General features: G+C 43.0%; 20 protein-coding genes and 1 riboswitch. Of the genes, 15 read left to right on the forward strand and 5 right to left on the reverse strand.

Annotated elements, in window-relative coordinates:
• Positions 1–116 precede the first annotated feature (116 nt).
• Together QNH36_RS04870 and tnpA are read left to right on the forward strand one after the other, a co-directional pair.
• Positions 117–491 carry a DnaJ family domain-containing protein gene (locus QNH36_RS04870; RefSeq protein ID WP_283904865.1) on the forward strand — a complete coding sequence of 125 codons (375 nt, stop codon included), beginning with the start codon at positions 117–119 and terminating at the stop codon, positions 489–491.
• A 180-nt stretch (positions 492–671) separates the two neighbouring features.
• Positions 672–1142 (forward strand): IS200/IS605 family transposase, encoded by a 471-nt coding sequence (gene tnpA / locus QNH36_RS04875; protein WP_144481521.1) that lies wholly within the window; start codon positions 672–674, stop codon positions 1140–1142.
• 177 nt (positions 1143–1319) lie between these two features.
• Here the strand turns inward: tnpA and QNH36_RS04880 are convergent, their stop codons facing one another.
• Positions 1320–2801 carry a methyl-accepting chemotaxis protein gene (locus QNH36_RS04880; protein ID WP_251543990.1) on the reverse strand — a complete coding sequence of 494 codons (1482 nt, stop codon included), beginning with the start codon at positions 2799–2801 and terminating at the stop codon, positions 1320–1322.
• A gap of 202 nt (positions 2802–3003) precedes the next feature.
• On the opposite strand from QNH36_RS04880, the gene motA reads away from it, so the two are divergent.
• From motA to QNH36_RS04915, 7 genes are all read left to right on the forward strand, one after another.
• Positions 3004–3798 carry a flagellar motor stator protein MotA gene (gene motA, locus QNH36_RS04885; RefSeq protein ID WP_144475207.1) on the forward strand — a complete coding sequence of 265 codons (795 nt, stop codon included), beginning with the start codon at positions 3004–3006 and terminating at the stop codon, positions 3796–3798.
• Complete coding sequence (gene motB / locus QNH36_RS04890; protein WP_283904866.1) at positions 3791–4561, forward strand: flagellar motor protein MotB; 771 nt, start codon at positions 3791–3793, stop codon at positions 4559–4561. Before motA ends, motB begins: the two co-directional genes overlap by 8 nt.
• A 109-nt stretch (positions 4562–4670) precedes the next feature.
• The gene (locus tag QNH36_RS04895; RefSeq protein WP_283904867.1) at positions 4671–5888 is read left to right on the forward strand and encodes an MDR family MFS transporter; all 1218 of its coding nucleotides are present in this window, start codon (positions 4671–4673) and stop codon (positions 5886–5888) included.
• A gap of 579 nt (positions 5889–6467) precedes the next feature.
• Entirely contained in the window at positions 6468–7814 is a 1347-nt protein-coding gene (gene nosD / locus QNH36_RS04900; RefSeq protein WP_283904868.1) for a nitrous oxide reductase family maturation protein NosD, read from the forward strand.
• Complete coding sequence (locus QNH36_RS04905; protein ID WP_283904869.1) at positions 7811–8272, forward strand: nitrous oxide reductase accessory protein NosL; 462 nt, start codon at positions 7811–7813, stop codon at positions 8270–8272. The genes nosD and QNH36_RS04905 overlap by 4 nt, the downstream gene beginning before the upstream one ends.
• Positions 8269–9087 carry an ABC transporter permease gene (locus QNH36_RS04910; protein ID WP_283904870.1) on the forward strand — a complete coding sequence of 273 codons (819 nt, stop codon included), beginning with the start codon at positions 8269–8271 and terminating at the stop codon, positions 9085–9087. Before QNH36_RS04905 ends, QNH36_RS04910 begins: the two co-directional genes overlap by 4 nt.
• Positions 9080–9787, forward strand: a complete 708-nt coding sequence (locus QNH36_RS04915; RefSeq protein ID WP_144475201.1) for an ABC transporter ATP-binding protein — start codon at positions 9080–9082, stop codon at positions 9785–9787. Before QNH36_RS04910 ends, QNH36_RS04915 begins: the two co-directional genes overlap by 8 nt.
• A 139-nt stretch (positions 9788–9926) precedes the next feature.
• On the opposite strand, the gene QNH36_RS04920 is transcribed toward QNH36_RS04915, so the two are convergent.
• Positions 9927–10595: a nitrous oxide reductase accessory protein NosL gene (locus tag QNH36_RS04920; protein WP_283904871.1), complete on the reverse strand. Its 669-nt coding sequence runs from the start codon at positions 10593–10595 to the stop codon at positions 9927–9929.
• A 250-nt stretch (positions 10596–10845) separates the two neighbouring features.
• Between QNH36_RS04920 and QNH36_RS04925 the strand changes: the two genes are divergently transcribed.
• The gene (locus QNH36_RS04925; RefSeq protein ID WP_283904872.1) at positions 10846–11943 is read left to right on the forward strand and encodes a carbohydrate kinase; all 1098 of its coding nucleotides are present in this window, start codon (positions 10846–10848) and stop codon (positions 11941–11943) included.
• Between the two features lie 15 nt (positions 11944–11958).
• Complete coding sequence (locus QNH36_RS04930) at positions 11959–12882, forward strand: pseudouridine-5'-phosphate glycosidase (protein ID WP_283905375.1); 924 nt, start codon at positions 11959–11961, stop codon at positions 12880–12882.
• A gap of 61 nt (positions 12883–12943) precedes the next feature.
• On the opposite strand, the gene QNH36_RS04935 is transcribed toward QNH36_RS04930, so the two are convergent.
• The gene (locus QNH36_RS04935) at positions 12944–13285 is read right to left on the reverse strand and encodes a helix-turn-helix domain-containing protein (RefSeq protein WP_144475197.1); all 342 of its coding nucleotides are present in this window, start codon (positions 13283–13285) and stop codon (positions 12944–12946) included.
• Positions 13286–13503: 218 nt separating this feature from the next.
• Between QNH36_RS04935 and QNH36_RS04940 the strand changes: the two genes are divergently transcribed.
• Both QNH36_RS04940 and QNH36_RS04945 read left to right on the forward strand, forming a co-directional pair.
• Complete coding sequence (locus QNH36_RS04940) at positions 13504–13719, forward strand: hypothetical protein (RefSeq protein ID WP_251543980.1); 216 nt, start codon at positions 13504–13506, stop codon at positions 13717–13719.
• Between the two features lie 216 nt (positions 13720–13935).
• Positions 13936–14022: riboswitch (cyclic di-GMP riboswitch) on the forward strand.
• 29 nt (positions 14023–14051) lie between these two features.
• A complete protein-coding gene (locus tag QNH36_RS04945; protein ID WP_144475195.1) occupies positions 14052–14180 on the forward strand; it encodes an anti-repressor SinI family protein in 129 nt (42 codons plus the stop codon).
• A 98-nt stretch (positions 14181–14278) separates the two neighbouring features.
• Here QNH36_RS04945 and QNH36_RS04950 read toward each other — a convergent pair whose 3' ends face one another.
• Complete coding sequence (locus QNH36_RS04950) at positions 14279–14599, reverse strand: helix-turn-helix domain-containing protein (RefSeq protein WP_144475194.1); 321 nt, start codon at positions 14597–14599, stop codon at positions 14279–14281.
• A gap of 269 nt (positions 14600–14868) precedes the next feature.
• Here QNH36_RS04950 and treR point away from each other — a divergent pair, with 269 nt between their 5' ends.
• Positions 14869–15594 (forward strand): trehalose operon repressor, encoded by a 726-nt coding sequence (gene treR / locus QNH36_RS04955; protein ID WP_144475537.1) that lies wholly within the window; start codon positions 14869–14871, stop codon positions 15592–15594.
• Positions 15595–15649: 55 nt separating this feature from the next.
• On the opposite strand, the gene QNH36_RS04960 is transcribed toward treR, so the two are convergent.
• On the reverse strand, positions 15650–15925 hold the full coding sequence (locus tag QNH36_RS04960; protein WP_251543978.1) for a late competence development ComFB family protein: 276 nt from the start codon (positions 15923–15925) through the stop codon (positions 15650–15652).
• A gap of 202 nt (positions 15926–16127) precedes the next feature.
• Here QNH36_RS04960 and QNH36_RS04965 point away from each other — a divergent pair, with 202 nt between their 5' ends.
• Entirely contained in the window at positions 16128–16643 is a 516-nt protein-coding gene (locus tag QNH36_RS04965; protein ID WP_144475193.1) for a type 1 glutamine amidotransferase domain-containing protein, read from the forward strand.
• The last annotated feature ends 510 nt before the right edge of the window (positions 16644–17153 follow it).

A 17153-nucleotide genomic window follows, 5' to 3' on the forward strand; every position in this document is an offset into this window, starting at 1 on the left:
CTTTAAACCATTAACGCGATAAAATATTATTTCCAAATATTTAAATTAGAAAAAAATGGATGAAAGTAATATACTAATAGTAGTTATGATGAATTTAATGGACTGGAGTGGTTCAGATGGATTTTTCAATAGTGGTTTCTGAGGATCGTATCAAGCGTGCTTATAAAGATGGAGAGTTCGAAAATCTGCCAGGCTACGGAAAACCGCTGATTCTGGAAGATTTGTCAGCTGTGCCGGAACACCTTAGAATGGCGTACAAGATGCTGAAAAACGCTGGTTTTTCACCAGAAGAACAGAGGCTTAGGCAGGAAGTGATGTCAATCGAGGACTTGATCCGAACTTGTGAAAATCCCGAAGAGAAAAACAGGCTGAACCAGGAACTCAGCGCCAAGTTGCTCAAGTACAATAAAATCATGTCCAGCAGGGGTGCCAGGACAAATTCTTCTATCTTTAAAAATTACGAACGGAAAATTGAAAAGAAACTATTATAAATAAATGGCCAGGTGGAGAAATCCAACCTGGCCATCTTATTTACTGTGTTAGAAAACCCCTGGCTATGCCGGGGGTTCCAGAGAGCTTATAGCGTGGTAGTAATAAAAAAACCTCACTTCATGGTAGGATAAAGTTGGTTTCCCGACCACTTCATCTCACCGTAGAAGGAGGTATGCCCTATGAAGGACATGAACAGTTTAGCACATACAACATGGAATTGTAAGTATCACATAGTATTTGCCCCAAAATACAGAAGACAAATCATTTATGGAAAATATAAAAAGAGTATAGGCCAAATTATCAGAGATTTATGTGAACGAAAAGGTGTTGTGATCCATGAAGCTAATGCCTGTCCGGACCACATTCATATGTTAGTTAGTATCCCGCCGAAATTGAGTGTGTCTCAATTCATGGGTTACTTGAAAGGAAAGAGCAGCCTCATGATTTTCGATCGACATGCCAATTTAAAATACCGGTATGGAAACCGGAAATTTTGGTGCCGAGGCTTCTATGTTGATACAGTAGGCAGAAACAAAAAGCAAATACAAGAATACATTCGAAATCAGCTCGTGGAAGACTATCAAGCTGACCAGTTAACATTGTTCGAAGAGTTTGATCCTTTCACAGGACAAAAAAATAAGAATAAATAAAGAAATTCTTTAGAATTGGTGAGTGAATGTGGTGCAGAAGGGAAACCCTTTCAGCGGGCCTTTAAGGCCAAGGCCGGTAAGAGAGGCTTTCAGCCGCAGAGCAAACCACCAGTTCACACTGGTGGTTTTGATTATTAGAGATAATTTTTCAGCAGGATAAGATGCCTGTAAGGTATCTTACGCACCAAGTTTCTCGATTTTTTCAGCTGCAGCGGCTGTCTGGCTGACGTAGGCGGCAATTGTCTGGTTATCATCGTTCAATGTTTCGATCGTGGCGTTCATCTCTTCAAGGCCGGCAGTTGCCTGCTCGATGATTGCAGCCAGCTCACGTGTTGAAGCTTCGACATCGCCTGTCTGATTCTGGACATCGCCAACCATCAATTCGAATTGGCTGAATTGATTTGTCAGCACTTGCAAGGTACAACTGACATCTGCGAAGAAACCAGAAACTTCCTCCACAGCAGTGCGGCTATCCGCCAGTTTTTCACTGCTGTCATTCATTTTTTCCAGTGCAGCCGAGTTAGTTTCATTTACAGAAGTAAGGTTTTCGGTAATCTGGATGGCGGTTTCCTTCGTCATTTCCGCAAGCTTGCGAATTTCATTGGCCACGACGGAGAAGCCTTTGCCAGCCTCGCCAGCCCGCGCCGCTTCAATCGAAGCATTCAAGGCAAGCAAATTTGTTTGCTCAGTGATGTTGCGGATGTTGACGATGAAGCCATTGGTTTCTTCGATTTTCTTCGTCAGCATCGAGAATGTCTGGCTCAATTCGGAAATTGAAGCAGCAAGCTCTTTCATATCACCCTGGAGCTCGCTTATTTTTCCAGAACCGCTTTCTGTCGCTTTGGCAGCCTGTAGAGTATTATCTGAGAGCAGAACAGACATTTCCGACATTTCATCCATTCTTTGCTTTGTCAGCTCTGCATTCTCAGAAATCTGATTGATTTGTTCAGTCTGAACCTGGCTTCCGGCAGAAATTTCATTGACGGCGATTTTCATTTCTGTTTGTGAAGACAGATGGGTCTGGATTTGTTCATTTATTTTACCAAGACTCTCAGTCACGACGAGCAGTTCGCTATGCAGCAAGGCACTGTGCTGCTCTTTCCGTACTTTTTCATTTTCGGATTCAGCCAGGAAGGATTCCAGGGAATGAAAGGAATTCCTGTTCAGGCGGATCAGCACAAACAATACTGCACCCATCAACACATAGCAGAGCACGATGGCGGCGAAGGTGCTGCTTAAAAAGTCCTGGTTTTCTTTGGCCAGCAAATTGTTCATGATGACCGCAACCAAGCCGAGGCTGTAACCGGTAATGAAGATTTTCAGGTTGAAATGGATGGCTGAGAAGACAGCAAGGAATATCAGTACCAGCAAGAATGCCCCATTGCCGCCAAACATTCCGATATAGATGAAATGGTGGGTGAAAATAGCCGCAAATGCGGCATAAGGGAAGAGAGCCTCTTTCTTAAGCCATAGCTGCAAAATCAGGAAAAACAGGATGAAAAATGATAATTCACTTACATAAACCATCGTTTTAATGAATGGTTCTTTTTCAATCAGTGTATAGGCAGAAGTCGCAATCAAGGATACCGAATAGGTACTTAGCATCAAAACGTTCTTTTTTCTTGTATCCTGCCTGCGGAGATTTTCAATAGCCTCCACGTAAAATCCTCCTCAACTAATCAATTGTCTTTGCTTATGTTATATCGGCATAGAAATCTTCAATTTTAAACGCTTGGCTAAAAATTATTTTTGATCGCTAAATCACTTAAGATTTATAAAAATGTGTCGAAATAAAAAGAGATACTATGACAGTTTAGAGCTAGAGACAGAAATAGAAGTAAAGCAGACAGGGGAGTCGTACATGGATAAGTCGTCGATCATTGGTGTCATATTAGCGATCATTGCAGTCGGAGTCGGGATGGTATTGAAGGGTGTAAGCGTCAATGCGCTCGTGAATCCGGCAGCGTTCTTAATCATAATTGTGGGTACTGTTGCGGCGGTGTCAATCGCTTTTCCGGCGAAAGAACTGAAGAAAGTGCCCAAGCTGTTTAAAATCCTCTTCAAGGAACAGGAAAGTACTGATTTACCGTCATTGATCCGCCTGTTTTCTGAATGGGCCCAGCTTGCCAGAAAGGAAGGCCTGCTTGCGCTCGAAGCAAAAACAAGTGAGATTGAAGATGAATTTTTGAAAAATGGCTTATCGCTTGCTGTGGATGGACAGAGTGCCGATTACATCAGGGACGTGTTAACGGAAGAGGTTGAAGCGATGGAAGAACGCCATTTGTCAGGTGCGGCCATTTTCACCCAGGCAGGTACTTATGCGCCGACTCTCGGGGTTCTTGGGGCAGTAGTTGGTCTGATTGCTGCACTGAGTCATATGGACAATACCGATGAGCTTGGCAGGGCAATCAGTGCTGCGTTCGTTGCGACGTTGTTGGGGATTTTCACTGGGTATGTGTTATGGCACCCATTCGCCAATAAATTGAAGCGCAAATCAAAGCAGGAAGCACAAGTGAAATACATGATGATTGAAGGCATTCTTTCAATCCTTGAAGGGGAAGCGCCGCGCGTAATCGAGCAGAAGCTTGCTTCCTACCTGCCAGCTGGTGAACGGAAGCTGATACTTGAAGAAAGCGTCGTGACTCAGGATGAGTAAGAAAAGGAAAAAGAAGCATCATGAGGAACACATGGATGAGTCCTGGCTGATCCCGTATGCGGACCTGCTTACGCTCCTGCTTGCATTGTTCATCGTCCTGTTCGCCATGAGTTCGGTCGATGCCGTCAAGTTCCAGCAGATGTCGAAAGCGTTCAATGATGTTTTCTCCGGAGGGACAGGGGTATTTGAATTCCAGAGCCCGATGCCAGAAGGCCAGATGGAATCGCCTGATGAACGCAAGGAAGACGTCGAAAAGAATGATGAAGACAAGGCTGATGCCGCCAAAGACCAGATGGAGCTTATGGCCCTCCAAGAGAAGGTCAACTCTTATATAGCTGAGAAAAAGCTGACAGACAAGCTGAATACAAAGCTGACGGATGAAGGACTGCTGCTGACAATCCGTGACAATGTCCTGTTTGAGTCGGGCAGGGCAGAAGTTCGTTCATCAGATATCAACATCGCAAATGAAATCGCGGACCTGCTGATCATGGAGCCCCCACGGAATATCATCATCAGCGGACATACAGATAATGTGCCAATCAGGACTGCGAGATATGAATCGAACTGGGAACTGAGCGTAATGAGGGCAGTGGAATTCATGAAAATTATTTTGAAAAATGAACAGCTCGACCCTCGCTGGTTCAGCGCAAAAGGATTTGGCGAGTTCCAGCCAGTCGCAGCGAATGACACAGCAGAAGGCAAGGCAAGGAACCGCAGGGTAGAAATCCTAATCCTTCCGCGTACAAGCAATAATCCAAGTTAATAGACAATACCGCTGCCAGACGAATGGCGGCGGTTTTTTAATTTGGGTATTTTCATAATATTGGATATTTGCTATGATTTAGGAATCTAACTTTCCGAGGTAAAAAGAAATGAATAAACTAAAAAACTATTACCGCCAATTCCATCCGATTGTCTGGGTGCTGCTGAGCGGTACTGTCCTTGCGAGGGGATCCGCGTTTGCAACACTGCCGTTCCTGGCCATCTACCTTTCTAGGAATCTGGATTTGCATCCTGTATTGATTGGGTTGACGATTGGAATCAGCCCGTTGTCTGGTGTGATCGGCGGCTTTCTGGGCGGCCATTTGTCAGACAGATATGGCCGTAAGCCAGTCATGATCGGTTCGTTGTTCGCGATGTCGCTTGTCTATTTTGGCTTCATGATCGCTGAGACACCGGGCTGGTTCATTATTTTAAATGCATTGAATGGCTTGAGCGGATCATTCTTCGAACCGACCAGCCAGGCACTGATTGCCGATTTGACGGAAAAAAGCAAGCGGATGAGGGCCTTTTCACTCAGATATACGGCCATCAATATCGGAGCATCAGTCGGTCCATTGCTTGGTGCCTATCTGGCAGTGGTTTCTGCCAAATCAGCTTTCATGGTGACGGGGATTATGTATTTCATCTATGTTTTGATCCTGGCACTGATGATGAAGAAATACGATCTGGGCAACCCGGCAGGTGGAGGGGCAAGCAAAGTAACGATTGCCAGTTCCTTAAAAATCATCAGCAAAGATAAGGCATTGAGATATTTGATATTGGGAACGATCATCATTAATTTTGGGTATTCACAAATGGAATCCACTGTGCCGCAATATCTTGAATCGTCGATTGCAAACGGTGTATTTGTCTATTCAGTGATGCTGTCCATCAATGCAGTTCTGGTCGTTCTGCTGCAAATGCCAATCAGCCACTTTGCGGAAAGGTTCAAAACGATGCAGGTGATGATGGCAGGTGCGGTCTTCCTGTCATTGGGAATGCTGACGTTTAGCTTTGTAACTGGCTGGGTCACAGGCATTACGGCAATTGTTTTTATTACAGTTGGAGAGATACTCATCTTCCCATCAAGCAGTTATCTGGTCGATCAGCTTGCAACGGATGAGCTGAGGGGCACCTATTTCGGAGCGGCACAATTTCGGAGAATCGGCCATTTCCTTGGACCGATTGCGGGCGGATATTTATTGAAGGAAGCAGGCGGAACCATATTATTTATGTTCATATCCCTGGCTGTGCTTGGCAGTATCCTGTTTTTCGTCCAGGGCAACAGAATTTTTGTAAAAAAAATACCCCCTGCTATTGAAAACTAGCAAAAAGAGCAAGATTCGATCGAGAATCTTGTTCTTTTTGCGTTTTTTTAGGAAAGGGATCATCCGAACAGAATGTTATATAGGTAAAAATAATTAATAAAGCGGAAACCCTAAATATATAGCGGGAAAATAATTTATATAGCGAAAAACATATTTATATAGCGAGAATTTCTTTTTTATAGAGATTTGGAAAAAACTGGCGAAAAAAAGAAGCCGGTCAATTCATTACTCGGCTTCCTTGCCAGGTGGGTCTGGCTGGCACATTTTATCAACGGCGACGCCAATCACTAGCATCATGACAATCGGAATGGAGAAGTTCAGTATATGAACAATCGTCATGCCCATTACCTCCTCGAATTAATTAGATATACATATTACTTACATTATATTGCATTTGTCACAAAATAGACACATTTGATTTTTGATTATTCTGAATTTATAGTCCGAATCTGTCATTGCGTTATATATCCTCTCTTAAGACTCCGTATGGACTTCAACGTTTCCCAACAAATATTTCAAGATTTCATCACATTTATTTGCTAATTTTAAAAGAGAAACTTTCCGGGAGGGGGCGACAGTATGCACAGGCTGCCAGGGCCATTTTGGTTTATCATACTTTTGCTTCTTTGGCTTATGCCTGTTGATGCCAGCGCCGAAGATTTTAAGGTGGAGGAAGGCCAATCGATCCAAAGGGTGCTTGACCAGGCGGAAGCAGGAGACATCCTCACAATCTTTCCAGGCACCTATAAGGAAAATATTGTGATCAATAAGCGAATGACACTGAAAGGAGAACAAGGGGCAATAATTGATGGCGGGGGAAAAGGCAATGTCATCGAAATCACCGCACCTGGTGTCACCGTTAAAGGACTGACGATACAAAACAGCGGTTCAGGGCAGGAAGACAGCGGGATTTTCATTAAGAAAGCTGATGGAAATATTATTGAAAACAATACATTGAAAGATGCCCATAATGGAATTTATATAGCGAACAGCAAGGATAATCGGGTGCTGAAAAATAGCATAACAAGTTATGAATCCCATTTTTCGAAGCGTGGAAACGGGATCCACATGTTCAAGGGCAGCGGCCATTTGCTGAAGGAGAATGAAATTGCTGCTGTCCAGGATGGTATTTACTATGATTTTACGGAACATGTCAAAGTAACAGGAAATCATGTCAGCGATTCACGATATGGAATGCATTTCATGTTCAGTGAAGACATTTCTGCAGTGGGGAACCATATCGAAAAGAATGTGACCGGGTTCATGGTGATGGATTCGGCAGACATCACATTCATTGAAAACAGGGTAACCGATCACTTTCATGTCCGGGGTTTTGGCATACTCATTTATGAAACGAAGAATGTCCTGGTTGAGCACAATGAAATGTTTCGGAACAGCACAGGACTGTCCCTGGAAAACGGAGTGAATCTATCAATAAACAGGAACCTGATTGCGGCCAACCAGGTTGGGCTTGAATTCGTGGGAAAAAATAAAAACAATCTTTTTGCTGAAAACAATTTTATCGGCAATGTGGTCCAGTCCAGGATTTCGGGAGAAGACATGAGGCTGGATGATGGCTTGAAGGGAAACTACTGGGATGATTACCGCAGTTTTGACCTTTCGGATGATGGCATTGGCGAAGAGGCCTATAAGGCTGGCTCTTTATATGACCGTATTCTTCGTAAACAACCGTACTGGCAATTCTTTTTCGAAAGCCCGTCTGTCAAGCTGTGGACAAAGGCGGAATCCTTATTTCCAAGCTTTGGATCGGCAGAGGTCTATGATGCGCGTCCGCTGATAGAACCGGCAGAAATCAAACTCTCTGCTGCACAGCAGAATGGGGACCAGTGGATGTCCGGAGTGATCGGAATGGTATTTATTGCGATATCGTTATTAGTCATAGTGAAAGGAAGGAAATTCAGATGATCAAGAAGCTTGGTTTATTACTGCTCCTTTCAGCGACCGCTGCTGGCTGCAGCAACAATGTGATGGAGCCGGAGGAAATCAACCCGGAAATTGATGTGTGCGAAGTCTGCAATATGGGTCTCGCCCATGAGCACTATGCCACTGAGGTCGTTGCCGCTGATGGGGAAGTATATAAGTTTGATGATATAGGCTGTATGGATGAGTTCCTTGAGAGGGAAGCAGATCTTCAGGATGAAAAGGCAGCCAAAAAATATGTGCGAGATGTGGATACAGGTGAATGGGTGGAACTTCAAAACGCTTTCCATGCCTACCATCCTGATTTCTGGACACCGATGGCAAATGGAGTGGTAAGCTTCAAGGACAAGGAGAGTGCTGAACAATATGTGAAAAAACAGGGCGTGGGAGAAGTGCTGAATTATAAAGAGTTAGAAAAACATGAGTGGAGCTGGGAGCAATGATGCATATTGCCAGGCGGCAGATGACCCTGTTGATGAGAAGCCACTGGCTGGCAGGCTTTGGCTTGCTGTTCTCATCTCTTGCCGTCATGGTTGCGTTCCTCGGGAACACCGGAGGCTCAGGCTTCGATGGATTTAACCGGATGACAGCGAGCCTCCTGAATATCAATTTATTGCTGATCCCCCTGCTTTCACTTTTAATTGGGAGCCTGTTCCTGTCTGGTGAAAAGGAGGATCGGTGGCTGATGCTGCTTCTGACGTATCCTGTATCGCCCTGGAGTGTGATCCTCGGAAAATATACAGGTTTGTTTGTCGCCATCTGGTCTGTGCTGACATTTGGATATGGAGCAGCACTGCTGGTGATTTTCTTTTTAGGCGCGGGTGTTTCTATATCACTGCTGTTATTATTTTATCTCTACTCCATATTGCTTGCGGCGATTTGTCTGTCACTGGCGATGGTGATTGGGACCATTGCCAAATCGCGATTCCAGGCGCTTGGCATCAGTTTGATTGTCTGGGCATTCCTGGTCCTGTTCTATGAATTTATCATTATGGGTTTAAGCATGCTCCTAATGAAGCAATGGCTGCTGCCTATGTTGACAGTGTCGATTTTCCTGAACCCGATAGAACTGATCCGGGTCCAGTCGATCCTATCGCTTGATGGCGCATCGGTATTTGGCCCGCGATTATATGATTTGACGATCTGGGCGGATGGCATGATGGGAAAAATGCTGTTTATTCTTGCTGTCTTGCTCTGGATGGTTTTGCCGGTGGTTTTTTCGGTGCGCAGGCTGAAAAGGGGTGTTGCAGATGAATGAGGAATGGATCAGGATTGAAGCACTGGCCAAGCATTACAGTGAGACAAAAAAGGTTAAAGATATCAGTTTTTCCATCAACAAGCCGGAAATCTTCGCTCTTTGTGGCGGAAACGGTGCGGGAAAAAGTACGTTGATTAAAATGCTGACAGGCATCATGAAGCCGACCAGTGGGAAGGTTTTTCTCGAAGGGAGTGAAATCGACCCGCGAAACCATGATTTTAAAGAACTGTTTTCGTATATGCCAGATGAAATGTTATTCCCGCGCCAATTGACTGCTCTTGAAGTGTTGACATTTTTTGCGAGATTAAGAGGCATCAGTGATGAAAGAGTGAATGAAGCACTTCAGCAGGTCGGTTTATTTGAAGTGCGTCATATGCAGATCAAACAATATTCAAAAGGCATGCAGCAGCGGCTTTCCCTGGCGCAGGCACTGCTCCCTGATGTTCCATTAAGGATTCTCGACGAACCGACTAATGGGCTTGATCCACTCTGGGTGTTACGCTTCAAGGAAATTATTCAGGAAGAGAAGCGGCAGGGAAAAACGATTTTTTTCACTACCCATATTCTCAGTCTTGTAGAGGAATTGGCTGACCGGGCTGCCTTCATGGAAGAAGGGAAGATGAAGGTCTGTGATGCCGTCGATTCACTTATCCATCAGAACGGCAGCTACCTTCCATTGGAAAAAGTATTTTTCAATTAGCATTCCTCCGTTCCACTAGCGGCACTGGTGAATAAGAAAACTCCCGGTAAAATGGTACCGGGAGTTTTCTTCGTTTTATCAAGGCTTTCTTATCGAAACGTGAGCTGTTATTCCTTTTTGAAGCATCGGAAAAAACTTATCAATGACCGCTTTCTTTTTTGCTGCTGTCTTCCATATTGTTTTCGCTATCTTTATTCATGTCTTCCATATCGTTTTCATTATCTTTATTCAGGCTGCCCGAATTCATCTTCATTTTCTTCATATATCTTTCATTCGCCATCTGGTCGATTTGCTCCCATGAAGCCATCATTGCGTTTTTATCGCTGTTTTCTGCGATGAATTTTTCGGCGCTTCCCTGATCTTTGAAGAAAGCATATCCGTATTTCATCGGTGTTTTAATCTCGGCTTTAACAGGTATGGCGGCATCTGCATCAATCCATTCTGATGTCAGGTAGTCACGCACCCATTTTTCCTCGAATTCAACTTCATCGCGTCTGGGTGTATTCAACAGACATCCAGAATCATCAAAGAACACATAGTCACCGTCTTTGGTTTTCGCCTGTGCCGTGAAAACGCCCATCGGATCTTTTTCAGGATATACCTTCATATTGCAGAAAGCACAGACATCGTCAGCGCCTGGCTCATGTGGGCCGTCTGCGTGATCATCTGCTTCATTCTCTTCATGTTTCATTTCTTTAGCTGCGGTATCCTGGTCATCTTTTGGCTCGTTTTTGGCAGAGTCATTACCGCAGGCTGAAACGATTGTCATCAACATTATTGCCATCATGACAGCAAGGAATTTCTTCATACAATCTCCTCCTTTGATCGAATATAATCCTATCAGGGAGTTGTGATTAAAATGCGAAAAAAACGTGGGGAAAAAGTGAGATACACCGGTTTTTTTTGACGATTTTATGACAGGAATTCAAAAAGTGCGGGAATATCACTATTCATGTCTTTGTGATAATTTAACTGAATTTTAATAGTCTTGAGTATATTTGGACAAAAGTATAAGATTTAAATGATAGCTATATTTTGGAAATAGCGAGGTGCTCGACATGAACGATGTAGAGGCTCTTATTTTAAAATTGATAATAGAGGATCCGTACATTTCACTGAATGATCTTGCCGCTAAGACGGATGTGCCGAAAGATGCAGTTGCCGGCTATATCTCCTCCTTAACAAAGCAAGGGAAAATTTTGGGGAGAGCCTATATGTTGCCAGAGAGACGCCAAGTGTTATGTGTAGGCGGTGCAAATATAGACCGAAAGATATGGGCGAAAGGTGTGCTGGAACTCGGCACTTCGAATCCGGCTGAGAGCTCAAAGTCTTGCGGCGGGGTTGCCAGGAATATTGCGGAGAATCTGGGGAGACTCGGGAATAATGTCAGTGTGCTGACAGTTGTGGGCGATGACCATGAAGGACACTGGCTGATGGAATACACAAGGGCGTTCGTCGATGTCGCTCCGTCCGAGTTCCTCAATGGTCAGTCTACTGGGACCTATACGGCAGTCCTGGACCATGATGGGGAAATGACTGTCGCTTTAGCCGAGATGTCAGTCTATGATTCTATCACTCCAGCATTCATCGATCCCAAATGGGGTTATTTTGCTTCAGCGGATTTCATCATGCTGGACACCAATTTTCCGGCAGATGTGCTGGAGCGGATTATCGAGCGATGCCGCAAGGAAAACATAGAGCTTTGTATCACACCTGTTTCATCGCCGAAAGCGAGGAAATTGCCTGACAACCTGCTGGGGGTTACCTGGCTGATTGCCAATAAGGAGGAAGCGGAAGCGATTTCGGGCATCACAATTGAAAACGAAGGCGACTTTTTCAGGGCTGCAGAGATCATCATACATAAAGGTGTCGAAAAGGTTGTCATCAGTCGCGGAGATAAAGGATTGATCTATTTTACAAGAAAAGGTGAAGCTGGAGTCCTGATACCCCCAGCGATCTCTGTCATCGATGTGACTGGAGCGGGTGATTCGCTCGTCGCCGGGATCATCTATGCCCATCTTAATGGAATCCCGACTGAGGATGCCTGTAAGATCGGGATGGCCTGTTCGATTATTACCTTACAGTCGATCGAAACAGTGAACCCCATCTTGAATAATAAACAGTTACTCGAAACTTTCAAACAAAACTTTAAATAAGCGAGGTACAACATGCTGGAGAAGTGGCTTGATTTTTCACAGGAAGTAATAGAAGCGAAGAACGCGGGCAGACCGATCGTTGCTCTGGAATCTACGATTATATCACATGGGATGCCTTATCCACAGAATGTCCAGACAGCAAGGGAGGTAGAGCAGATCATCCGTGATAATGGGGCGGTTCCTGCAACCATTGCCATTCTTGATGGTAAAATTAAGATCGGGCTCTCGGATGAAGAACTGAAGTACCTGGGCAAAAGCAAGAATGTAGAAAAAACCAGCAGACGGGACCTCGCGTATCTGTTATCAACCGGTAAAAATGGAGCAACAACAGTGGCAGCCACAATGATCTGCGCAGAACTGGCAAATCTAGAGGTATTTGTGACAGGAGGAATTGGCGGTGTACATCGTGAAGCGGGAACAACGATGGATATTTCTGCCGACCTGCAAGAACTGGCAAAAACAAATGTAGCAGTAGTATGTGCAGGCGCCAAGTCGATTCTGGACCTGGGATTGACTCTAGAGTATCTTGAAACCCATGGTGTACCTGTTGTAGGCTATGGTACCGATTCATTGCCAGCGTTCTATACACGGACGAGCCCGTATAATGTAAACTTCCGCCTCGATACTCCCGAGGCTGTCGCGGATATGATCAAAACTAAATGGGATCTTGGGCTCAATGGTGGAATCGTCGTTGCCAATCCGATCCCTGAAGGTGATGCAATGGAAGAAAGTTTCATAGCTGACGTAATCGAAAAAGCACTGGCAGAAGCGAAGAAAAAGCATATAGACGGCAAGCATTTGACCCCATTCCTGCTGGGTAAGGTTAAAGAACTGACCGAGGGAAAGAGCCTTGTTGCTAATATCGCGCTTGTCAAAAATAACGCCAGGGTGGGAGCGAAGATTGCCGCCAGCCTTTCCAAACAGAGAATCAGCCATTAAGGCTGTTTTTTTTGGTATTTTGGTCTAAGATGCATTCTTAATTTGTATTTTATAATACTCGCTACTTTTCTTTATCAATACGGTTCTTGAATTTCATGAAATCAAGGTAATAAGAAAAATCTTCTTTGCTGATCCCATTTTTTATTGCTTCGTCAACAAGTCCGATCCATTCCTCATCAACGGGGATCGAATCAATCCTTTTTGTTTGCTGGCCCATCAGGTTCTCCACAGACGTATCCAGATTGTGGGCAAGTCGTGATAAAACCTGGAGCGAAGGATTTTCTTGAATGCCTCTTTCGATATAACTGAGGTATGACTTGGAAACATTCGCTTTTTGAGAAAGTTCAGTAATAGAATAGTTTCTTTCCAATCTTAATCTTTTAATCTTCTCTCCAACCTTCATCTAGTTATCTCCTTAAAATCAACTGTATTCATTATAACGAACAAATAGATTCTTTAAAAAATACGAAATAGTATGAGAATGGAAGGAATTTCTTAAAAAAGAACGATTATTGTTCTTTTTTAAGAAAATTCGCCTTATTATGGACTTTTTCAAAAATGGTTCCTCTGAACTATACTCGAATGGAGTGTAGTAGTACCGAGTTAAGGAGGCAAATGGCAATGTACAGAAAAAACTGCGATCGATGCAATCGTCCCTCGTTTAGCAGCAGTGAACAGGGTGAATGGCTATGTCCGGTGTGTGGCAATGATTTAACAAGGTACCCGTTTTTCAATGCCATCAGCCTTGAAAAAGTAGTCCTAAAGCATCGCGGGAAAAGGCAAACCTATCCAAAAACTTCACAGTCCAAAGGCTTATCTTCAGATTTATGGGGGTGAATGTAAAAAAAGAGTTCAACATTTAAGGATAGGATGCGACAAAAAATACTAGTAAAAAGATTTAAATTTTCAGAAAAATAATGTTTTAATTCATAAATTTGTAATTGTTTGGAAGAAAAAGAAGGATAGTTCCAGAAATTCGCCGACAAATATTTACATGTTAAATATATAGAACAAGGTACAATGACATTGGGAGTAAACGATTAAGCAAAAAGGTACAGATAAAGGCAAACTGGTTGAAAAACCAGGACGCAAAGTCACGGATCTAAGGTACAAAAGTACTATGATGGCCGGGCCGCCTGGGATACTAACTGTATTTTGGGGGGAAGAACTTGATTAAAGAACAGGTAATTTTCGAAGAATTGGATACAGAATGGATGCAGCTGATCATGGAAGCATTGGAGATGGGAATAAATAAAGAAGAAATCAGGAAATTTTTAATGACCAATAGGCAGGAGTAAAGGATACATAAAGATAATCGTTATATACTCGGGCAGCTCCTTACAGAGGTGCTTTTTATTTTACAAAAAAGGGACAGCGAAATGGCTGTCCCTTGTGATTATTTATTATTGAGTTTCCATTTGTTGAACTCGAGAAATTCACGGAACTGGTCTTTGCTGATTCCGGAATCCATTGCTTCTTTCACAAGATTAACCCAGTCAGAATCAATATTTTCTTTATCGACTTGTTCATGGATCAATTGATCAACCGGGACATTCAGGACTCCAGCGATCTTCTCAAGAAATTGAATGGAAGGATTCGTTTGCAGATTCCGTTCCAAAGAGCTTAAATAGGACTTTGCGACGCCAGCTTGCTCAGCCAACTCGGATAGGGACATTCTTTTCTCTTGTCTAAGTTTTTTGACGCGTTCACCAATCACAGTATCCACACACCTTGTCAATTTATAGTTATATCATAACAAATCTGATAAAATAGTTCCATATTAAGAACACCTTACAGAACAATTATAAACAATCTTCTCAATTTTTGTGGTGTTTTTTTTAATAAAAGGTTGGGAAAAAAATAGTCTCTATAGTTATCGGCGGTTAACGGTGAATTTTTATAAAAAGTAAACAGGATAGTCTATAATATTCTTTTATTCGAAAAAAAGGTAAAATGGTAGCAATCAGACAAGGTACGGGTGATGATATGCAGAAAAAGTATTTATTGATCTATGAAGAAATCGCCAAACAAATCCAGGAGGGGCATTACCACGCCAAAACAATTTTGCCATCTGAAAATGAATTTGCCGAAATGTATCAGACATCACGCGAAACAATTCGCAAAGCCCTGAATCTTCTCGCACAAAATGGCTTTATCCAAAAAATCCGCGGCAAAGGCTCACTCGTGCTCGATTTGAAAAGGCACCAGTTTCCGATTTCCGGGCTAATCAGTTTTAAAGAACTCGCGAAAAATATGGGCGGAAAAGCAAAGACGACTGTGGATGGGTTTGATCTCGAACAGGCAGGAGCGGATATCGCGAGGGAACTGAATGTTGACAATGATGAGATGGTCTGGAAGGTGAAGAGAGTCAGGCATATTGATGAAGAACGGGTCATCCTCGATAAGGATTTTATCGTCGAAAGGCATGTGCCAGGCCTGTCACGCCAAAAATGCGAGAATTCGATTTTTGAATATATTGAGCAGGAACTGGATAAAAAAATCAGTTTTGCCAAAAAGGAATTCACGGTTGAGGAACCGAGTGAAGAGGATCGGGAGCTTCTGGATATGGAAGGATTCCATGCGATTGTCATCGTGAAAAACTATATTTATTTCGATGATGCGACACTTTTCCAGTATACCGAGTCAAGGCATCGTCCCGACAAGTTCCGGTTCGTGGATTTCGCCAGACGTATGGATACACAGAATATATAAAAAAGAGCTGCCGTTGACAGGCCTGGGCGACCAGGCTGTCATTAGGCAGCTTTTATTAATGTTTCGGATATTTTCCGACTAGATGGATGGCACTGATGATCCGTTTATTGATCCAGGCCCTGTTCTCCTGAGTGTTTAGCTGTTCATAAACCATCTTTCGGCCATCTTCCGTAGTGACATAGTGGCTTGGAAGAGTGTTCAGGCTGATGGCGATGATATCATTACGGCACTTCTGGCAATTGCAGAAAGTCTGGTAATCGGGGCTCATCATCAACACATTGACAAGAGTCGAAACCACTTCCTCCATTACATTGATATAACCAAATTTCATGGTGCTCCTTCTCTCCCTAAAGATGTCCTAAATAAATTATAGACGAATTACGCAAATATAAAATCTTTTTTTTGCTTTCAACTTAAGATGGGTCTATTTACATAATTTTATTGTAAAAAGTGGAAGTGTTTATTGATGTTTTGTCCTCTCCAGACAGGGAAGATTTAATAGTGGAGAATTTATTAAAGGAGATGTTGAATCAATGGGTAAGAAAATTGCCTGTTTAATAACAGACTTATTTGAAGACGCAGAATATCTCGAGCCTTCTCGTGCATTTACAGAAGCCGGACATGAGGTTATGACGATCGAAAAAGAAAAGGGGAAGACGGTAAAAGGCAAGCAGGGAAAAGCCGAAGTCAAGATTGATGAAAGCATTGACAACGTCAAGCCGGAAGATTTTGATGCATTATTCATACCTGGCGGCTTTTCTCCAGACCAGCTGCGCGAGGATGAACGATTCGTCCAATTCGCCAAGTACTTTATGGATGAGAAAAAACCCGTATTCGCAATATGTCATGGTCCGCAGCTGTTATTGACAGCCAAGACACTTGAAGGCAGAAGTGCGACAGGCTATAAATCCATTCGTGTCGACATGGAATACGCCGGTGCGAAATACCAGGACAAGGAAGTCGTCGTCTGCTGCAACCAGCTGGTGACAAGCAGAGAACCGAAGGATATTCCAGCGTTCAATCGCGAAGCACTTAAAGTGCTGGAATAGTATGGATTGAGAACCCTATTGCTTAGGCAGAAGGGTTTTTTTATTGTGTGTGCAAACTGGAAAAAAATGAAACTCGCTATATAAACGAGAAAGTCACTATAAAAGGTGAAACTCGCTATATAAACGGAAAAGTCGCTATAAAAAGAGGAAACTCGCTATATAAAAGAAAAAGTCGCTATAAAAAGGTGAAACTCGCTATATAAAAGAAAAAGTCGCTATAAAAAGGTGAAACTTGCTATATAAAGAAAAGTCGTCGCTATAAAAAGGTGAAACTCGCTATATAAAAGAAAAAGTCGCTATAAAAAGAGGAAACTCGCTATATAAAAGAAAAAGTCGCTATAAAAAGGTGAAACTCGCTATATAAACGAGAAAGTCGCTATAAAAAGGTGAAACTCGCTATAAAATTAGTTTCTTGCTATAAAAAGTGATTGCAGAGATTTGATAAAACCGTTTAAAGTGGATTTTCTGTGGTAGTCATCCAGTAAACTAAGCCTATTTGCTTTTACCTTG

Source organism: Mesobacillus sp. AQ2 (genome assembly GCF_030122805.1).
GTDB classification, from domain to species: Bacteria; Bacillota; Bacilli; order Bacillales; family Cytobacillaceae; genus Mesobacillus; species Mesobacillus oceanisediminis_A.

What these genes read in the sequence shown, in the direction of transcription:
- QNH36_RS04965 (WP_144475193.1), top strand. Translation starts at nt 16,128, where the DNA reads ATGGGTAAGAAAATTGCCTGTTTAATAACAGACTTATTTGAAGACGCA.
- QNH36_RS04905 (WP_283904869.1), top strand. Translation starts at nt 7,811, where the DNA reads ATGATCAAGAAGCTTGGTTTATTACTGCTCCTTTCAGCGACCGCTGCT.
- QNH36_RS04925 (WP_283904872.1), top strand. Translation starts at nt 10,846, where the DNA reads ATGAACGATGTAGAGGCTCTTATTTTAAAATTGATAATAGAGGATCCG.
- motB (WP_283904866.1), top strand. Translation starts at nt 3,791, where the DNA reads ATGAGTAAGAAAAGGAAAAAGAAGCATCATGAGGAACACATGGATGAG.
- QNH36_RS04910 (WP_283904870.1), top strand. Translation starts at nt 8,269, where the DNA reads ATGATGCATATTGCCAGGCGGCAGATGACCCTGTTGATGAGAAGCCAC.
- tnpA (WP_144481521.1), top strand. Translation starts at nt 672, where the DNA reads ATGAAGGACATGAACAGTTTAGCACATACAACATGGAATTGTAAGTAT.
- QNH36_RS04920 (WP_283904871.1), bottom strand. Translation starts at nt 10,595, where the DNA reads ATGAAGAAATTCCTTGCTGTCATGATGGCAATAATGTTGATGACAATC.
- motA (WP_144475207.1), top strand. Translation starts at nt 3,004, where the DNA reads ATGGATAAGTCGTCGATCATTGGTGTCATATTAGCGATCATTGCAGTC.
- QNH36_RS04895 (WP_283904867.1), top strand. Translation starts at nt 4,671, where the DNA reads ATGAATAAACTAAAAAACTATTACCGCCAATTCCATCCGATTGTCTGG.
- QNH36_RS04960 (WP_251543978.1), bottom strand. Translation starts at nt 15,925, where the DNA reads ATGAAATTTGGTTATATCAATGTAATGGAGGAAGTGGTTTCGACTCTT.
- QNH36_RS04940 (WP_251543980.1), top strand. Translation starts at nt 13,504, where the DNA reads ATGTACAGAAAAAACTGCGATCGATGCAATCGTCCCTCGTTTAGCAGC.
- treR (WP_144475537.1), top strand. Translation starts at nt 14,869, where the DNA reads ATGCAGAAAAAGTATTTATTGATCTATGAAGAAATCGCCAAACAAATC.
- QNH36_RS04915 (WP_144475201.1), top strand. Translation starts at nt 9,080, where the DNA reads ATGAATGAGGAATGGATCAGGATTGAAGCACTGGCCAAGCATTACAGT.
- QNH36_RS04870 (WP_283904865.1), top strand. Translation starts at nt 117, where the DNA reads ATGGATTTTTCAATAGTGGTTTCTGAGGATCGTATCAAGCGTGCTTAT.
- QNH36_RS04935 (WP_144475197.1), bottom strand. Translation starts at nt 13,285, where the DNA reads ATGAAGGTTGGAGAGAAGATTAAAAGATTAAGATTGGAAAGAAACTAT.
- nosD (WP_283904868.1), top strand. Translation starts at nt 6,468, where the DNA reads ATGCACAGGCTGCCAGGGCCATTTTGGTTTATCATACTTTTGCTTCTT.